A 14,873-nucleotide genomic window follows, 5' to 3' on the forward strand; every position below is an offset into this window, starting at 1 on the left:
TGTGTTATGATAGCAAAAAAAGTGTTTGATTTTTGGAAAAAAAATGGCGCAAAATTTAATCACGGTTGACGATTTTTACCATAGGTCAGGTCATTGTTACATTAAAGACCACAAGAGTATTATTTTGGAGTCTAATGAAATGATGGCTGTTCGTACGAACTTTTCAAGTCTCTCCGAGATTATCGGCTTAAAAGATATTGATATTGCACTTAATCCGAATGATGCGAATAAATGGCATGAAAATGATAAATTAGCCTTATGGAAAGGTCAGCCACAGATTTTTTTGGAGCATATGGAGTTGGTACCCAATCGCGCAGGATTTTCTTCTATTCAAACCGGGTTAAGTTATAAGTCGCCTTATTATTCTCGTTCGGGTAAGGTTATTGGTGTGATTGGGATTTCTTTTTTTCAAGAGGATTTAAAAGACTTAGCCTCTTGGGATGACCAGCCTTTATTGCGGTCTGTTTTATCAATGACGGCACACCATTTTAATTTGTTTGAACCCTCACAAAACACGCCTCAATTGTCTCAACTTTCTACTCAACAAAAAGCGGTTTTTGAGTTCACTATTCAGGGTAAAACAACAAAAGAAATTGCGATGCTCATGAGTTTATCAGTTAGAACAGTGGAACATTACATCGAGATTATTAAAAACAAATTGGAATGTGAGCGCAAAAAAGATTTTTATAATTTTTTAAATCATCCTCCGTTGCACTCGTAAGAGCACATTACGAGAACTCAATGAAATATGCATGTTTGTTTTTGTTGAGGATGCTTCGGCGAGGGGCTTCCTGATGTAGACGCAGCCATTATTAATCCACTTCTCTCCCAAGAATTTGCTATTAATGAAGCAATTGGTTTCGTTCCTTCGATCTTTATAGGAGAAAGTAATGTGATCATTTCTGCAGATAGTTCCAATTTGGCACCTATTTTTGCAAAATTAAGCTCAATGATTGTCGTTTGACTCTCCTCGGCCGCTGTTATAATTTCTGCACGTAAATTATCACCAAGCGTCCACGAGGACATGTTATTTAGCTTATATCGATGTGTATTAAAAAATTGTATCAAACTTCATGAAGTCATGAAAATAGGCTGGGAGTTTGGTAAAAGTAATCACATAAGTTACTTATTTAATTAACTTATGTTGTAAATTTTTCTCTCGCAAGCACGTTTTGTATCACCAGGAGTGTTTGATTTGGGTATTGTTGTTGGACAAAATAAGGTCTTTTAGATAAAGTATCGGGCTTTATTCGATTAGTACCACTATAAGGGATTTACATGCCTCGAATATCACAAAATCCTTATTACCATAAGATTTATATCCCTCAGACTAAAAAAAATTCATATTATTTTAGAAACATGAATTCACAGGCTCAAAGTCGTAAGCTGAATCAAGAGCACAAGCAAGCGCAACAGAGATTTGAGCTTTTAAATGAATTTGTATGGGTGAAACAATTTTCATTATTTGATCAGCTCGCTTTATTTAACCGTTATCCTCGCAATGCGGTAGAGTATTTAATTTTTCTTAGTCTAGTGTGTCTTCTTGGTCGTTTACCTACTTCCGAAGCAAGTTCAGACATCCCTCAAGAGAAGTTTAATAACTATAAAACGCTTAAACTAGGTACTGTGCAACAATTTAATATGGCGGTATCTCTGGTGGATTCAGCATCAGTGCTGACTCCTGCTCAGCACTATCATGTCTGCTCTAGTGCGCTATTAGGTTATGAGGTTTATGGTTATTCTTTAGCCCCGGCTTATTTGAAGCATTGTGTTTTAAGCCTATCTAACATTAGAAGCTCTTTAAACGTTATTGGACCCTATGTGGGGTTTGGTAAGTTTATCGCTGATTATCGAAGTGCGTATGAGGAAGGTGTGGCCACAACCGATCTATTTCAGTATGCAGGGGCTTTGTTTGAGCTGGAAGCAGATCGACGTAAGCCTACATTTAGCACTCTTGATCCGTTGTTATATATTAAAAGCTCAATACAGTTTATGTATACGAGGCTAAGTGAACAATCAAGACGTGAATTAGATGAGCATTATCAGCCTGCTCTCATGCGATTACATGATCGACATGCAGTTTATGATCTCCCGCACAATATAGAAAGTTACACCTCAAAGCCATGGGGAAGTCTTGCTCAGTATAAGGCTGCTTTAAGGTTGAGTTCCCTGTTAACAGTATCGCGGGTTCCGCGCGAATTACAGGAAGGTGTTTGCGGCATAATCGAGATTGGCAAAATACATAATCACATTGATAAGATTAAGAATGTCGGGGATCCTCTTTTTTCTACTCTCGAGCGTTTTCCATTGCGTGCAGGTGACTATGCAATTGCTCATTGCCCCTCAATCTTTTTAGAATATTATCGGACTGTGCAGGCGCATTTAAGAAACCCTAAGACGCAAATTCACTATGGCCTTTTTGTGTATACGGTAGGGGAGTTAGATAAAGCGCTAACTCTTGATGAGCGACTTCTAGCTAGTTCAATTTTTACCTTCACAGAATGGATGGATTTGGAGTTAAAGAACTCAGGAAAAAGTTTTGTTGGGGATACCTTCATTAAATTTGCAACGCGCTATTTAAACCAATATGGAGAGCACGTTCATAAATTTGATTTTGAGTTGCCAAAATTACAGCAACAATTTGAGTTAGTTAAAGCGAAGTATTCGGATAATATCACTAGTGATGCAGCAAAGGCTGCATATACCACTTTGTTTGTGTCTCTTTTGGTGATTTTTGTGGCTTATTGGCGTAGGCAAAATAATATTGAGCCCAACAAAAAAAATGAGCAAAGAATAAAAGTTCGTCCTGAGAAAAAGGTAGAAAAAAAACGGAAGATGTCACGCATAGAAGATACTGCGCAAATTATAGTTGAAGAGGAGCATATTGATGCTTCAACTTTATTAAGAGACATTGATGCAAACCTTAAAGAAATTGAGCGTCTAATAAAATGTGATACTTTTAACGATGAAGAATTAAATAGAAAACACGTTGTTCTTAAGAAGCGCCAAGAACAAATACTTTCTTTAAAAGATGCTCTAGAAGCGCATGAAGAACTAAATAAGCTTAGCCTTGCAGCCTATCAAAGCAGATTTGACGCTTTGGTAATCGACAGTCAGTTTATCTCAAAATTTGAGCAATGGGCTAAAAAAATAAGTAATCATTCCGCTCGTGTTAGCCAAAAAGAAAGAGAGGCAGAGCTTCAAGAAAAATCGGATAAGCAAGCAGAAACCTATGCCAATAATCAACGGTCTTGGCGCGAGGGACATAATTCTACGCGAGCCAGGACTAGTCCAAAAGAAGATACTGTAACGCGGGGATCAGCGAGGGCTTTGGTTGCAACCTCATCAGCAGCGACCAGCCCAATTCCAAGCTCTATGCGAGAGAAAGTAGATCTAAGCCCTAGCTTTTTTAGACCGCGTCGTCCTTCGGAACCGACCTTTAGTTTTGCAGAATTATTTCCTGTACGCCCTGATATGATTTATCTGCAAAATGCGCGTAGATCCCTTGAGTGTATGCATGTTTTATGTGCTCAAGAGAAGCAGGACCTTTCACAGAAACAAGTGCAGTTGGGGCTTTTATATAATTTAATGCGTTTCCACCATGTGCTTGGGATTTTTCAGCGTAGATATTTTATCCGTAATTTACCGATTGATGCTGAGACAGCTTATACCATTCGCAATATGATCCGACATGGTTATTTTATAGAGGAATACAATGATTTGCTTGTTCCTTATGCAACGGCTTTGTACAAGACTTTTTATACACATTTAGTCGCAGCTATCGAAAAGGGTACGTCATTGGTTTTTCCCTCTTTGAAATATGCTGAGGCTCTGCCTTTTGCAGAGATTCGCAATGAAGATATTAGAGCTTATCAGCAAAACTCAGCGCTGATAATTGAGGATATTAGGGCTAGCCTAAAGATTATGGGTGCTTTATATAAATTTAGAGCTGCAATTCTATTTGATGAGGATATCTCTCTTCATAGCGCAATTAAAATGCTTATTAATATCATTGGTGAAAATCTAAAGTTAGCGAAAAAAACGGATATTTTCGATATGCCAGAATGGAAGTGTTTTAATAGGAAGCAAAGAGATATTTTGTTAAAAACAAAGCATTACGCCAATTTAATTGGCCATCACTTTGATAAAGAAGGTGAAGCTATAAAAGAGCAGCAAGCCCAACCAAGTACGATAAGTGATGAGCCTGAAGAGCATATATTTGAGGAAATTACGTTACCTCAGTTAGAGGAGATTGCGCAAATGGCAATGAGTTTAATGGAGGCATTTATTCCAGAAATGGATACAGATGAACGCAAGGGGCCATCTTTTGCTAGTTAGCAAATAGGCTGGGCTGCTGCAGTACGGCCTACATACTCCATAAGCCAGTTATGGAAATTTATACCCATAGGTTAGCTAAATCCTACCCTGTAACTCGGATTTCGTTGTTAATGTTTTCTCATCTTGAATACGATCTAAAAATAAATAACCATTCAGATGGTCAATTTCATGTTGCAGGATTCTCGCCTCTAAGCCATGCGCTTTTTTGCAAATGAAGTTTCCATTGATATCTAAACCAAAATATTCAATTTCCATTGCTCTTGGTACTTGCCCCATGACTTCACCGCAATTGAGACAGCCCTCATAACCAGTTTGAATTTCCTCTGACAAAATATTTAAGGAGGGGTTTATTAGTGCTGTATCCGGTATTGAGTATTCCAGGTTTTGACGTTTTGTATAGGCGGTGCTAAATACAATAACACGTCTACTGATACCTATTTGAGGAGCCGCGACCCCTACAGCACATTGCTCTTTCATGATAAGAAACATGTCCTGAACTAATTCGTTTAGCCATACACTCCCAAATTCTGATTTTAGAATAGGCTCAGCAACTTGTCTTAAAACAGGATCATTTTTGTCCAATAACTGCTTCATAATTCACTCGGCCCTTAATAAATAAAACTACTCCAAAGCCCTGCCTTTTTATACACTAATAGCGTGCGTTAAAAGACATAACAAGCGCTCATTATGTGCTTTTGTTTATCGATATCCATATTGCTTCTTAGCACATTTCTTTATTGTAGTTTTTTATCTTAATGGAAATTTGGAAAAAAAGCAGTGATTCATTTTTTTTGGACTTTTTTCCTCAAAATTGAAGCAAAAAATAATTTTTAAAAAACTTTGAGTAGTTAATCAACCCTTAAGCTTAAGTGTTTTACACTAATGAAAAGCCAAGAGGAGAAATACTATGTCAAACAAAAAACTAACTGAACGTTTGAATCATGAACTTGACGAGCTAGGTGTTCCATCCTTGATGACTGAGCGGGTGCAAGTATGCTCTAAATTATTTGAACTGCCTAAGTTTAAAATAGAGGCTTTATTAAATGGTGTAGTTGCTTTAGATGCTTATGCCATGAAAAAAATTGCTGATGAACTTGAGGTCAGTTTTGATTGGTTATGTGGTAAGTCCAAGCATAAAACAGAACACTAAAAATTATTATATTGTCCCTAATGGTCTTGATTTTTTAATGTGAAAATCAGGCCATTAGAGCTTAAGTTTGCTAATGTAACGCACGAAGCCTGTTTTATTAAGAAATACACTATACTTATAGGATAACCTTAATGGACAGGAGGTTTGGCATGACTCGTGCAGCGGCCCGCACAATGGTTCATTCTAGTGTGAGGGAAGATAAAAATTTAATTTATCATTATGCTGAAGTTTATGGCGTGCGCATTTTTTATTGTGAAGCGGGCGACAAAAACAAACCGACCTTATTACTTCCACATGGTTTTCCAACTTCCTCTCATCAATATCGCCAATTAATTCCTTTATTGTCAGCTCACTTTCATATTATTGCTCCAGATTTTCCTGGATTTGATTTTACTGAGGTACCTAATAAGAGGGAGTAGATTAATACTTTTGATATCTGGCAGGTACGCTTAAGGATAATTAATGAGTAAAGTAAATATTGTTATAGGTAATGAGCAAATCAAACCAGGACAGCAGAAAACAGTTTTTTTGCCTTTACCTAAGTTATATGATTGGACTCCCATGAGCTTACCAATACACGTTATTAATGGTGTAGAAGAGGGGCCTGCACTTTGTGTGACGGCTGCCATCCATGGTGATGAGATAAATGGTGTAGAAATCATTAGGCGCCTTTTACATAAAAAAGGTTTGAAACGCATCAAAGGCAGCATCATTGCTATTCCTATCGTTAATGTTTATGGTTTTTTATACCAAGAACGTTATTTAATGGACCGCAGGGATTTAAATCGCTCTTTTCCTGGAGGTCCTAAGGGATCATTGGCATCTATTCTTGCAGGGATTATTAGTAGGGAAATTCTTTCTCAATCTCAATATGTTATTGATTTACATACGGGCTCAAATCATCGTTTTAATTTACCGCAAATTCGTGCCAATCTGGATATGCCTGGTCTTGAAGCCTTGGCTCAAGCTTTTAATGTTCCAGTTATTTTGCATTCCACTTTTAGAGATGGGTCGATGAGGGAGTATGCGAATGAGCAAGGGGTTGCTATTTTAGTTTATGAGGGAGGAGAAGCGCTACGTTTTGATGAGCTGTCAATTAGAACCGGACTTAATGGCATTTTAAGTGTTATGTCAGCCTTAGGTATGATTAAACCTGGACGGTTCGGTCTAAAAAAATTTACGCCCACTATTTCAAGGAATAGTTATTGGTTAAGAGCGCCAATTAGCGGCATTCTACGGCATATTAAAAAGGCAGGAAACCGGGTTAGCAAAGGGCAAATCATAGCGATTATTGCTAATCCTACCAGCACGGAAGAATATAAACTTAAATCGCCAATTTCAGGTATTATTATTGGTGAAAGCATGTTACCGCTGGTTCATGCCGGCCAAGCTTTATTCCACATCGCAAGTTTTGAAAAATTGAATGTTGTTGAAGAGCAGCTAGAAAACATTCAAGAAGTATTTAATTTGAATGATGAGGATATACAGTAAATCTCTCCGCGAGTTATAATGTGTCCTCATTCTGGGTAACTAGATTCCGAAGGATTATCGCGTGTTTAACAATCACCTCGAGCTGCGTTCCTATCGTTCCGAAAGTTGCAGCCATGTTCATGATTTTGCTCAGTTGGTGTTGCCTTTGTCCGGTTCTATGGAATTGGAGATTAATCAATATTCTGGTGTTATTCGTCAGGATGTGGGGGTTTATATTGCACCTGAAGAGCGGCATTGTTTTTCTGGAGGTGGGGATAATCTTTTTTTAGTTATCGATATTCAAGATAAATGTTCTTTATGGAATGAGGGCATAATTCCCAGCCTGATTAATCTATCAGACAGTGCGAAGAAATTGATGCAGTTTAGCCACCATTATTTAACCCACGATGAACGGGATGTATTTACCGATGCTTTAATAAACCAGTTGTTGCTGCAAATTACTACTAAATCCTTTGTTCCGGATGGAGATGCTCTAGTGCAACAAGCGAAACATTGGATTGATGTGCATTTTGCTGCTCCCGTCATGCTCAGCCAGGTGGCAAAGCATTGTCATTTGAGTGTTAGCCAATTACAGCGACGTTTTAAGGAGCAGATGGGGTGTGCCCTTGCTGAATATTGGCGCATGAAGAAGCTAGAACAAGCGCAGATTTTATTATCTAAAAGTACTCTTTCTATCGAGGAGGTGGCCTTTAAGGTAGGGTACGAAAATTTATCTGCATTTAGTCGACGTTTTACCAAGGTATACGGGACATCCCCATCACAATGGCGCTTAACGGCAAAACAGATGCATGAAACGGATAACTGATCTTGCTCTTAAGTCTGCTAGACTTGCTCGTACTTGGATATAAACAAAGTGATACGCGATGCAAAAAAGTGATTCTTTTTTCAAAGGCATGTTCTTTCTTTTCCTGGCCCAAATTATGGTAGGGATTAATATTGTATTGTCTAAATACATACTTGCATCTATTCCTATCCAATTCATTCTAGCTCTTCGTTTCAGTTTGGCTGCTGCGAATTTATTCATGCTGCATCAAGTGTCGCCTGCAAGAAAACAGTCTATCGCTTATTATTTTTCACAATTAAAACGACGTGATTGGTATTTCATTCTGGCCCAGGCTTTATGCGCCGGAGTTCTTTTTAATGCCTTGATGCTCTTAGGCTTGCATTATACTGATGCTAATGTAGCCGGTATTATTACTAGTGTCTTACCCGCAATCATTGCGCTTATGTCCTGGATTGTCCTAAATGAGAAAATTTCTGGTAAAACGGCGATCTGCATTGGTTTTGCTACCTTTGGGCTCTTAGTTATTGCTAGAGAAAAGCTTGGTGGGGCGGTTGTAAGCCACTCCTTTTTAGGTGATGCAATTGTTTTAATTTCTTTATTTCCAGAAGCTGCATACTACATTTTAAGTAAAATGTATGTGAGCTCGCTGCCAGTGTTTTTAGTGTCTTCGCTGCTAAATGGGATCAATGCCATTTTATTATTATGTTTTGTCAGCCTGAGTTCTTGGAGTGGCATTCATATTGATGCTTTTGGGTGGTGGATATTAATGATTTTAGGCTTAAGCTCGGGTCTATTTTATGTATTTTGGTACTTTGGTTCTCAACGCGTTGATGGAGTAATGGCCTCGTTATCTACCGCGATCATGCCTTTAGCAACAGTAATGCTTGCTTGGCTCTTATTAGGCGAGAAATTAACGATGGGGCAAATGATTGGAATGGGAATGGTCCTCTTGTCCATTATTATTTATGCAAAACGTTAGAGTTTATTTGCAAATAATGTCCTAAATGTGGTCTTATATGTCAGTTTTTTTCATCAGATAGGATCTGATGCATCAGGGGAAAGGATCTCGTGGCTGGCAATACAATAAAAGAACCAATATCAGAATATTCTTCATTGGGAACAACCGCTGTCGTCGCAGTAGTCGCTTCCGCTGCTGCTTATGGTGCGATACGTACGGGCAATTACCGAGTCGCCTTACAACTTTACGCGAAAGGTGGAGGGGGGCTAAACCTATACAAACAAATAGGTAATCATTCTCAACGGGTTTTTGCCCTTGATTATCACCCCTTCTGGAATAAGACCACTCAAGCCAAAGAATGGAAACTCCATTATCATCGTGGTAAAACAAAGCAAGAGATCAAAGAGCATCGGCCTTATGATGGGCATTGGTAACAGGAGTAATTTATGCGTGGAAAAAATGTAGTAGTTGTTGGCGGTTCGATTGCAGGTTGCACTGCAGCAATCTTGCTTCAGCGTTTAGGGGCAACCGTTACTATTTTAGAGCAATCATCAGGACGTATAGGTCAAGGAGCAGGAATTACACTTCCAGAAGTGGTTGTGACTCAATGTATAGAAAATGATTTATTTGATGCTGATATTCCTCGTCTCCTAGCTACCAGCCGTTCCTTCGTTCGCAAAAATGAACAAGATGAGGTTGATGCCCAAGTTTTCTGGAAGCAGTCTATTCGGGTTATGGCATTAAATTGGATGGATGTTTATCAAAATCTGCGTAAACGAGTCGAGTCGTTAAACTACCATACCAATACTGAAGTTTGCCGTTTTGAGGAAATACACGATGGCTGTTTGGTGGAAACCTCTGATGGACAGGTTTATAACGCCGATTTACTTATTGTTGCTGATGGTGTTGATTCGACGATACGGGCTCATTTATTACCAAATAGCCAACCAGAATATGCAGGCTATGTGGCTTGGCGTGGGGTTATTGATAATGAGCATTTAGCTTCTAACAATCTTTTTCACGAGCATGTGCCGTATAGTGTTTATCCTCATGGCCATATCCTTTTGTATCGAATTCCTGGGGCTGACTATCAAAAGACAGGGAAAACATTGTTAAATTGGGTGATGTATGAAGATCGTAGAGGATTGTCTTTAAACAATTTACTGATCGATAATGAAGGTAGGCAACGCACCCGCTCATTGCCCGCAGGAACGTTAACTGTAGAACACATGCAGTATCTTCATAATTTTGCTCAGGTATTACCTAGCGCGATTAAACAAATCATCATGGAAACCCCACGACCGTTTATCCAAGCTATTTTTGACTTTCATTTGTCTGCCTATGCAAGTAATCGAGTAATTTTTGTAGGGGATGCTGCAGCAACCTTAAGGCCACATACAGCCTCAGGAGTATTTAAAGCCTTGGCTAATGGATTTGAATTAGTACATCTTTTTGATAGTAATTCTAATCTTAAACTAACGGATTGGGTTTCTTTGTGGAAGAAAAATCAGCAACTGCAGTTAATTGAAGAAACTCAGAAGGCAAAAGCTATGGGCGAAGCCCTGGTGAGTTACACTCCCGATTGGCACTCGATGGATCAAGAATCAACAGACGCTTGGTGGGCTAAGGTGATGCAAGGAAAGGTTTGGTATGCTACGTCTAAATAATATGGGTGGAGGCTAGGAATTTGCTGCGCTCATGGTTTTGAAATTTGAAAGTAGACCCAGCGAATGGTGACAAAGAAAAGATGAAAAGCGTCGGATCATGGGCTTGAGCATTAGAGAGTAGTTAAGGAGCGAGGTATGAATTCAATTGATTTTCGTAGTGATACAGTGACTAAGCCTTCGCAGGAAATGTTAAAGGCGATGATGAATGCTGAAGTAGGTGATGATGTTTTTGATGAGGATCCTACGGTTAAAAAATTGGAGGCTATGCTGGCTGAGTGTGCAGGGATGGAGGCGGCTCTTTTTGCTCCCACGGGCACGCAAACTAATTTATTAGGGATTATGGCGCATTGCGAACGAGGAGATGAATATATTGTTGGACAAACTGCTCATACCTATATGTGGGAAGGGGGTGGTGCTGCAGTATTGGGTAGTATCCAACCGCAACCATTGGATTTTGAATTAGATGGAAGTTTGTCCTTACCCAAGGTAGAGATGGCAATTAAGCCTATTGATAATCATCATGCTCGTACCAAACTGTTATGCCTGGAAAATACAACTAATGGCAAAGTTTTACCCCTTTCTTATTTAGATGACGTTCACGCTTTTTGTCGAGAAAAAAGTTTAGCGGCTCATCTTGATGGGGCTCGTGTTTTTAATGCAGCAGTGAAGCAAAAGGTGGATTTAAACCGTATTAGTCGAGGTTTTGATTCTATTTCTATTTGTTTATCTAAAGGATTGGCAGCTCCTATTGGTTCGGTATTGTGTGGTCATAAAGAGTTAATCAGTAAAGCAAAAAGATGGCGTAAAGTATTAGGGGGCGGTATGCGCCAGGCTGGGGTTGTTGCTGCAGCTGGAATTTATGCTTTAGAACATAACGTGATGCGCTTACAAGAGGATCATGAGCATGCTGCTTTATTAGCTCAGGGTTTGGCTGAGGTGGGAGACTTGCTTGTTGATCAGCAGTCATTGCAGACAAATATGGTATTTATCAAAGTGGGAAGTAATTATCCTCAATTTCAGGCTTATTTGGCTGAACGAGGTATTATTTTTCCCAAAAACCCAAATAAAATGAATTCCATTCGTCTTGTTACCCATAGGGATATTTCTAGAGCGGATATTGAACGAGTACTCGTTACGGTGAAGTCTTATTATCAAAATACAACCAAGGTCCCGATTTAACCAGGACTGTGGTGTGAAGAGAGGTTGGACTGAATCCTGGTCTTATATCCAGGAAAGGATATCAGGCTCAAAACGGGGGACTGGCTCAACAGAACGAGCTGGAACTCCGACAATAATGGGTGCGATTGCAATCATTTCACTCCCAATATGTAGTTTTGATTTCCATTCAGGGGTATTTAATGCAGGGACAGCAAGGGCCACAACACAAGTACCCAAGCCATTAACGCAGGCGGTGAGCATCAAGTTTTGGGCAGCTAACCAGCAGTCAGCTACAACAAAAGGTCTTTGAAATCTACTGTAAATCACAATGAGCGTACCGGCATTATAAAATGCATTAAAATCCGGCTTTTCTGTGAGTTCTTTGACACGATTCATTAGCTTTGGATAATTGCGGGCTTCATTATAGATTAAGCCTTGAATCGTTTCGTTCAGTTTCTTAAGCGTCTCTTTATCTTGGATTATCGCAAAGGCCCAGGGTTCTTCACGTAATGCTGTCGGCGCTTGAACCGCGGCATTAAGTAAAGCATTTATCATTGGGGCTTCGATTTTTTGCGGTTTGTAATCACGTATCGTTCGGCGTTTATAGATTGCGTCTATTTCGCGCGCAGGGCGAGCTTCCCTAGGTCTTTTTGATGTAGCCATCATGTTCTCCGTTTCAGGTCCTGAACAATAGAGTATAAATTAACGGTAATGAGTAAATTTTGGTCTATCCTTGCGGTTTGTCAAGTTCATCAGTATATAAATTTCATGCACGTACTTTTCTGTTATGGGCGTCTCTTAACAGTTTTTCAACATATTGATAAATAAATTGTTTTTTAGCTTGCTGATAATCTAGCTCATTAATTTCTCTAAATCGTTTAAAATCAAGGTTGCCGGATTGAGCCATCAGGAGCGAGATGCAGCTATTTGCTATCGCCAGCATTTAAATATAAAAGAAATGGTATTGGCAGTAATGATGCGCATCATACGTGCAAGTCCTTTATCACTGCCTATGTAAATATGGTTAATGATTATATACTTGCCAATAATGTAACCCTCATGAAAGATCACTGAGGAGTCTAACTAAGGTGCTCATAGCCTTGATATGTCCTCAGGTACCACCACACCACAAACCTTAAGCAAACATTCATCGCTCATTTGATTAAAAGGTTCATGTTATCGGATAAATTTATAAATTTGCTGGGCTGAAAGTAGACTTCATGGGCTACTAACCATAATGCATTTATGTTTTAGTATAGTCTTAATTTAGGCCCTTACTTGACAAAATTTAATATTGCTTTCTAAAATGCAAGTGGCCAAATTATTATTTGGTATCTCAAGTGCTTATCAACTAAATTAAAAGGAATCAATCAAATGAACAAAATTAAATTAACAGGTGCTGCACTTGCTGTTGGCGCTGCTTCTATGTTCGCTTTGGCTCCTGCTTTTGCTGATGATACAGCTTCTTCTGCACCAATGGTTCATTGCAAAGGTGGTAATTCTTGTAAAGGTCAAAGCTCTTGCAAAACTGCTGATAACTCATGCAAAGGCCAAAATTCTTGCAAAGGAAAAGGCGTTGTTAAAATGACTAAAGAAGAGTGCGAAAAAGCTGGCGGTACTGCTCAATAATTTTTGCCTTCTGCCAGGCATGAGCCTATTGCCTGGCGCTATCTAGGTTTATTATGTCTCAATATAAATCCATACAAAAAATGCCCTTTCTTGGTTTTGGTCTTGGATTAAGGCCTGACTACTATGAAGAAATTCTCTTACAAAAGCCCGCAGTGGATTGGTTTGAACTAATTACTGAAAACTATCTAATTCCTGGTGGAAAACCCTTATATTACCTTGATAAGATTCGCGAACACTACCCTGTCGTTATGCATGGAGTGTCCCTTTCTCTTGGAAGTAGTGACCCTTTAGATAATGATTATTTGCAGCAAGTAAAAAACTTGGCGGCGCGAGTCGAGCCTAAATGGATTTCCGATCATTTGTGTTGGACTGGGGTTAATGGTCTTAATGCTCATGATTTACTGCCTATCCCTTATACTCGCTATGCTGTAGAGCATGTTGTGGCTCGTATCCAACAGGTACAAGATTTTCTACAACGCCCACTTTTAATTGAAAATGTGTCGAGCTATCTTACCTATAAGCAATCTGAAATGTCTGAATGGGAATTTCTTTTAGAGATAGTTAAAGAATCTGGTTGTTATATCTTATTGGATGTAAATAACGTGTATGTGAGTTCGGTGAATCACCAATTTAATCCTATAGATTATATTCATGCTATGCCTAGAGAGCGGGTTTCTCAAATTCATTTAGCAGGGCATTCTAATCATGGTGATTACATTATTGATACTCATGATGCTCCAGTGGTACAAGCGGTATGGGACCTTTATGCTGCAACGCTCCGTCATTTAGGAATAGTATCCACCATGATTGAGCGCGATGACAATATGCCTGCTTTTAGCGAGTTAATAGCCGAAATGAATCAGGCTCGTAGTATTGCTGAATTCGTATTATGCGATGAGGTATTGGTATGAATGAGCTGAAGCAATTGCAAGAGCAGTTTCACCAATTCTTATTATCTGGTGATAATCAAATTCATCGTTCTATCATACGAACGAAGCAGGTTTCAGTCGAAACGCGTTTAAGCATTTATCGCGATGCTTATGAACTCCGCTTAATCGAAAGCTTGGCGGCCAATTTTCCTTGCTTGTATGCATATCTTGGTACCGAGGAATTTAATCATCTTGGACGAGCTTATCTTAAGGAGTATCCCTCTTCATTTCGCTCTATTCGTTGGTTTGGCGATAATTTGGCGACTTTTATTCATACTAATTATTCCCAATACGCTTATTTAAGTGAATTGGCAGATTTTGAATGGAAGATGACTTTGGCTTTTGATGCTCCAGAGGCGTCGCTAGTATCTGTTGCTGATATGGCAGCAGTTCCACCGGACGCTTGGGCCAATTTGCAATTTGTGCTTCATCCTGCAGTACAGCGGCTTAATTATCTATGGAATAGTGTCTCTCTTTGGCAAGCATTGGCTCATGAGCATGATTTGCCTGAAATCCAGCAGCAAACGGAAACATCCGCTTGGATTTTATGGCGTACTCCTGAATTAATGATTCAATTTTGTAGCTTATCACCTGAGGAAGCCTGGGCGTTAGATAGGCTAGCTCAAGGTGCTTCTTTCGGAGCACTTTGTGAAGGTTTTTGTCAATGGATAGCAGAGGAAGAGGTGGGAATGCATGCTGCTTCTTATCTTAAGAACTGGATTCAGCGCGGTTTTTTCTCTAACTTATTAATAAATTCATCGTCTTAGCT

Annotated in this window: 16 protein-coding genes; 13 read left to right on the top strand and 3 right to left on the bottom strand. The window is 39.2% G+C overall.

Going from position 1 to position 14,873, the window contains the following annotated elements; all coding sequences use genetic code 11:
* Positions 1-43: 43 nt before the first annotated feature.
* Positions 44-721, top strand: a complete 678-nt coding sequence (locus tag J2N86_RS04975; protein ID WP_252581288.1) for a helix-turn-helix transcriptional regulator — start codon at positions 44-46, stop codon at positions 719-721.
* Between the two features lie 17 nt (positions 722-738).
* Here the strand turns inward: J2N86_RS04975 and J2N86_RS04980 are convergent, their stop codons facing one another.
* Positions 739-1,026: a hypothetical protein gene (locus J2N86_RS04980; RefSeq protein ID WP_252581289.1), complete on the bottom strand. Its 288-nt coding sequence runs from the start codon at positions 1,024-1,026 to the stop codon at positions 739-741.
* A gap of 252 nt (positions 1,027-1,278) precedes the next feature.
* Here J2N86_RS04980 and J2N86_RS04985 point away from each other — a divergent pair, with 252 nt between their 5' ends.
* A complete protein-coding gene (locus tag J2N86_RS04985; RefSeq protein WP_252581290.1) occupies positions 1,279-4,338 on the top strand; it encodes a hypothetical protein in 3,060 nt (1,019 codons plus the stop codon).
* A 75-nt stretch (positions 4,339-4,413) separates the two neighbouring features.
* Here J2N86_RS04985 and def read toward each other — a convergent pair whose 3' ends face one another.
* Positions 4,414-4,932 carry a peptide deformylase gene (gene def / locus J2N86_RS04990; RefSeq protein ID WP_252581291.1) on the bottom strand — a complete coding sequence of 173 codons (519 nt, stop codon included), beginning with the start codon at positions 4,930-4,932 and terminating at the stop codon, positions 4,414-4,416.
* A gap of 313 nt (positions 4,933-5,245) precedes the next feature.
* On the opposite strand from def, the gene J2N86_RS04995 reads away from it, so the two are divergent.
* The 8 genes from J2N86_RS04995 (at position 5,246) to ltaE (ending at position 11,567) form a co-directional block, all read left to right on the top strand.
* On the top strand, positions 5,246-5,488 hold the full coding sequence (locus J2N86_RS04995; RefSeq protein WP_252581292.1) for a hypothetical protein: 243 nt from the start codon (positions 5,246-5,248) through the stop codon (positions 5,486-5,488).
* Between the two features lie 149 nt (positions 5,489-5,637).
* Positions 5,638-5,907 (top strand): alpha/beta fold hydrolase, encoded by a 270-nt coding sequence (locus J2N86_RS05000; RefSeq protein ID WP_252581293.1) that lies wholly within the window; start codon positions 5,638-5,640, stop codon positions 5,905-5,907.
* Between the two features lie 43 nt (positions 5,908-5,950).
* Complete coding sequence (locus J2N86_RS05005; RefSeq protein ID WP_252581295.1) at positions 5,951-6,979, top strand: succinylglutamate desuccinylase/aspartoacylase family protein; 1,029 nt, start codon at positions 5,951-5,953, stop codon at positions 6,977-6,979.
* A 61-nt stretch (positions 6,980-7,040) separates the two neighbouring features.
* Positions 7,041-7,784, top strand: a complete 744-nt coding sequence (locus J2N86_RS05010) for an AraC family transcriptional regulator (protein WP_252581297.1) — start codon at positions 7,041-7,043, stop codon at positions 7,782-7,784.
* Between the two features lie 58 nt (positions 7,785-7,842).
* Entirely contained in the window at positions 7,843-8,742 is a 900-nt protein-coding gene (locus tag J2N86_RS05015) for a DMT family transporter (RefSeq protein ID WP_252581299.1), read from the top strand.
* Between the two features lie 89 nt (positions 8,743-8,831).
* The gene (locus J2N86_RS05020) at positions 8,832-9,155 is read left to right on the top strand and encodes a hypothetical protein (RefSeq protein WP_252581301.1); all 324 of its coding nucleotides are present in this window, start codon (positions 8,832-8,834) and stop codon (positions 9,153-9,155) included.
* A gap of 12 nt (positions 9,156-9,167) precedes the next feature.
* Positions 9,168-10,388: an FAD binding domain-containing protein gene (locus J2N86_RS05025; protein WP_252581303.1), complete on the top strand. Its 1,221-nt coding sequence runs from the start codon at positions 9,168-9,170 to the stop codon at positions 10,386-10,388.
* Between the two features lie 135 nt (positions 10,389-10,523).
* A complete protein-coding gene (gene ltaE, locus J2N86_RS05030; RefSeq protein WP_252581305.1) occupies positions 10,524-11,567 on the top strand; it encodes a low-specificity L-threonine aldolase in 1,044 nt (347 codons plus the stop codon).
* Between the two features lie 42 nt (positions 11,568-11,609).
* Here ltaE and J2N86_RS05035 read toward each other — a convergent pair whose 3' ends face one another.
* A complete protein-coding gene (locus tag J2N86_RS05035; RefSeq protein WP_322790910.1) occupies positions 11,610-12,212 on the bottom strand; it encodes a nitroreductase family protein in 603 nt (200 codons plus the stop codon).
* Between the two features lie 708 nt (positions 12,213-12,920).
* Here J2N86_RS05035 and bufA2 point away from each other — a divergent pair.
* The 3 genes from bufA2 to J2N86_RS05050 are packed head-to-tail and all read left to right on the top strand — an operon-like array spanning position 12,921 to position 14,871.
* Positions 12,921-13,175, top strand: a complete 255-nt coding sequence (bufA2, locus tag J2N86_RS05040; protein ID WP_252581307.1) for a BufA2 family periplasmic bufferin-type metallophore — start codon at positions 12,921-12,923, stop codon at positions 13,173-13,175.
* 53 nt (positions 13,176-13,228) lie between these two features.
* Positions 13,229-14,086, top strand: a complete 858-nt coding sequence (bufB, locus tag J2N86_RS05045) for an MNIO family bufferin maturase (RefSeq protein WP_252581309.1) — start codon at positions 13,229-13,231, stop codon at positions 14,084-14,086.
* Positions 14,083-14,871 (top strand): HvfC/BufC N-terminal domain-containing protein, encoded by a 789-nt coding sequence (locus J2N86_RS05050; protein ID WP_252581311.1) that lies wholly within the window; start codon positions 14,083-14,085, stop codon positions 14,869-14,871. Before bufB ends, J2N86_RS05050 begins: the two co-directional genes overlap by 4 nt.
* Positions 14,872-14,873: the final 2 nt, after the last annotated feature.

Origin of the sequence: Legionella lytica (assembly GCF_023921225.1) — a bacterium.
In the GTDB taxonomy this organism is placed as follows: Bacteria; Pseudomonadota; Gammaproteobacteria; order Legionellales; family Legionellaceae; genus Legionella; species Legionella lytica.

Excerpts from the sequence above, each read along its gene's own strand:
- J2N86_RS04975 (WP_252581288.1), top strand. The coding sequence starts at position 44 with ATGGCGCAAAATTTAATCACGGTTGACGATTTTTACCATAGGTCAGGT.
- J2N86_RS04980 (WP_252581289.1), bottom strand. The coding sequence starts at position 1,026 with ATGTCCTCGTGGACGCTTGGTGATAATTTACGTGCAGAAATTATAACA.
- J2N86_RS04985 (WP_252581290.1), top strand. The coding sequence starts at position 1,279 with ATGCCTCGAATATCACAAAATCCTTATTACCATAAGATTTATATCCCT.
- def (WP_252581291.1), bottom strand. The coding sequence starts at position 4,932 with ATGAAGCAGTTATTGGACAAAAATGATCCTGTTTTAAGACAAGTTGCT.
- J2N86_RS04995 (WP_252581292.1), top strand. The coding sequence starts at position 5,246 with ATGTCAAACAAAAAACTAACTGAACGTTTGAATCATGAACTTGACGAG.
- J2N86_RS05000 (WP_252581293.1), top strand. The coding sequence starts at position 5,638 with ATGACTCGTGCAGCGGCCCGCACAATGGTTCATTCTAGTGTGAGGGAA.
- J2N86_RS05005 (WP_252581295.1), top strand. The coding sequence starts at position 5,951 with ATGAGTAAAGTAAATATTGTTATAGGTAATGAGCAAATCAAACCAGGA.
- J2N86_RS05015 (WP_252581299.1), top strand. The coding sequence starts at position 7,843 with ATGCAAAAAAGTGATTCTTTTTTCAAAGGCATGTTCTTTCTTTTCCTG.
- J2N86_RS05025 (WP_252581303.1), top strand. The coding sequence starts at position 9,168 with ATGCGTGGAAAAAATGTAGTAGTTGTTGGCGGTTCGATTGCAGGTTGC.
- ltaE (WP_252581305.1), top strand. The coding sequence starts at position 10,524 with ATGAATTCAATTGATTTTCGTAGTGATACAGTGACTAAGCCTTCGCAG.
- J2N86_RS05035 (WP_322790910.1), bottom strand. The coding sequence starts at position 12,212 with ATGATGGCTACATCAAAAAGACCTAGGGAAGCTCGCCCTGCGCGCGAA.
- bufA2 (WP_252581307.1), top strand. The coding sequence starts at position 12,921 with ATGAACAAAATTAAATTAACAGGTGCTGCACTTGCTGTTGGCGCTGCT.
- bufB (WP_252581309.1), top strand. The coding sequence starts at position 13,229 with ATGTCTCAATATAAATCCATACAAAAAATGCCCTTTCTTGGTTTTGGT.
- J2N86_RS05050 (WP_252581311.1), top strand. The coding sequence starts at position 14,083 with ATGAATGAGCTGAAGCAATTGCAAGAGCAGTTTCACCAATTCTTATTA.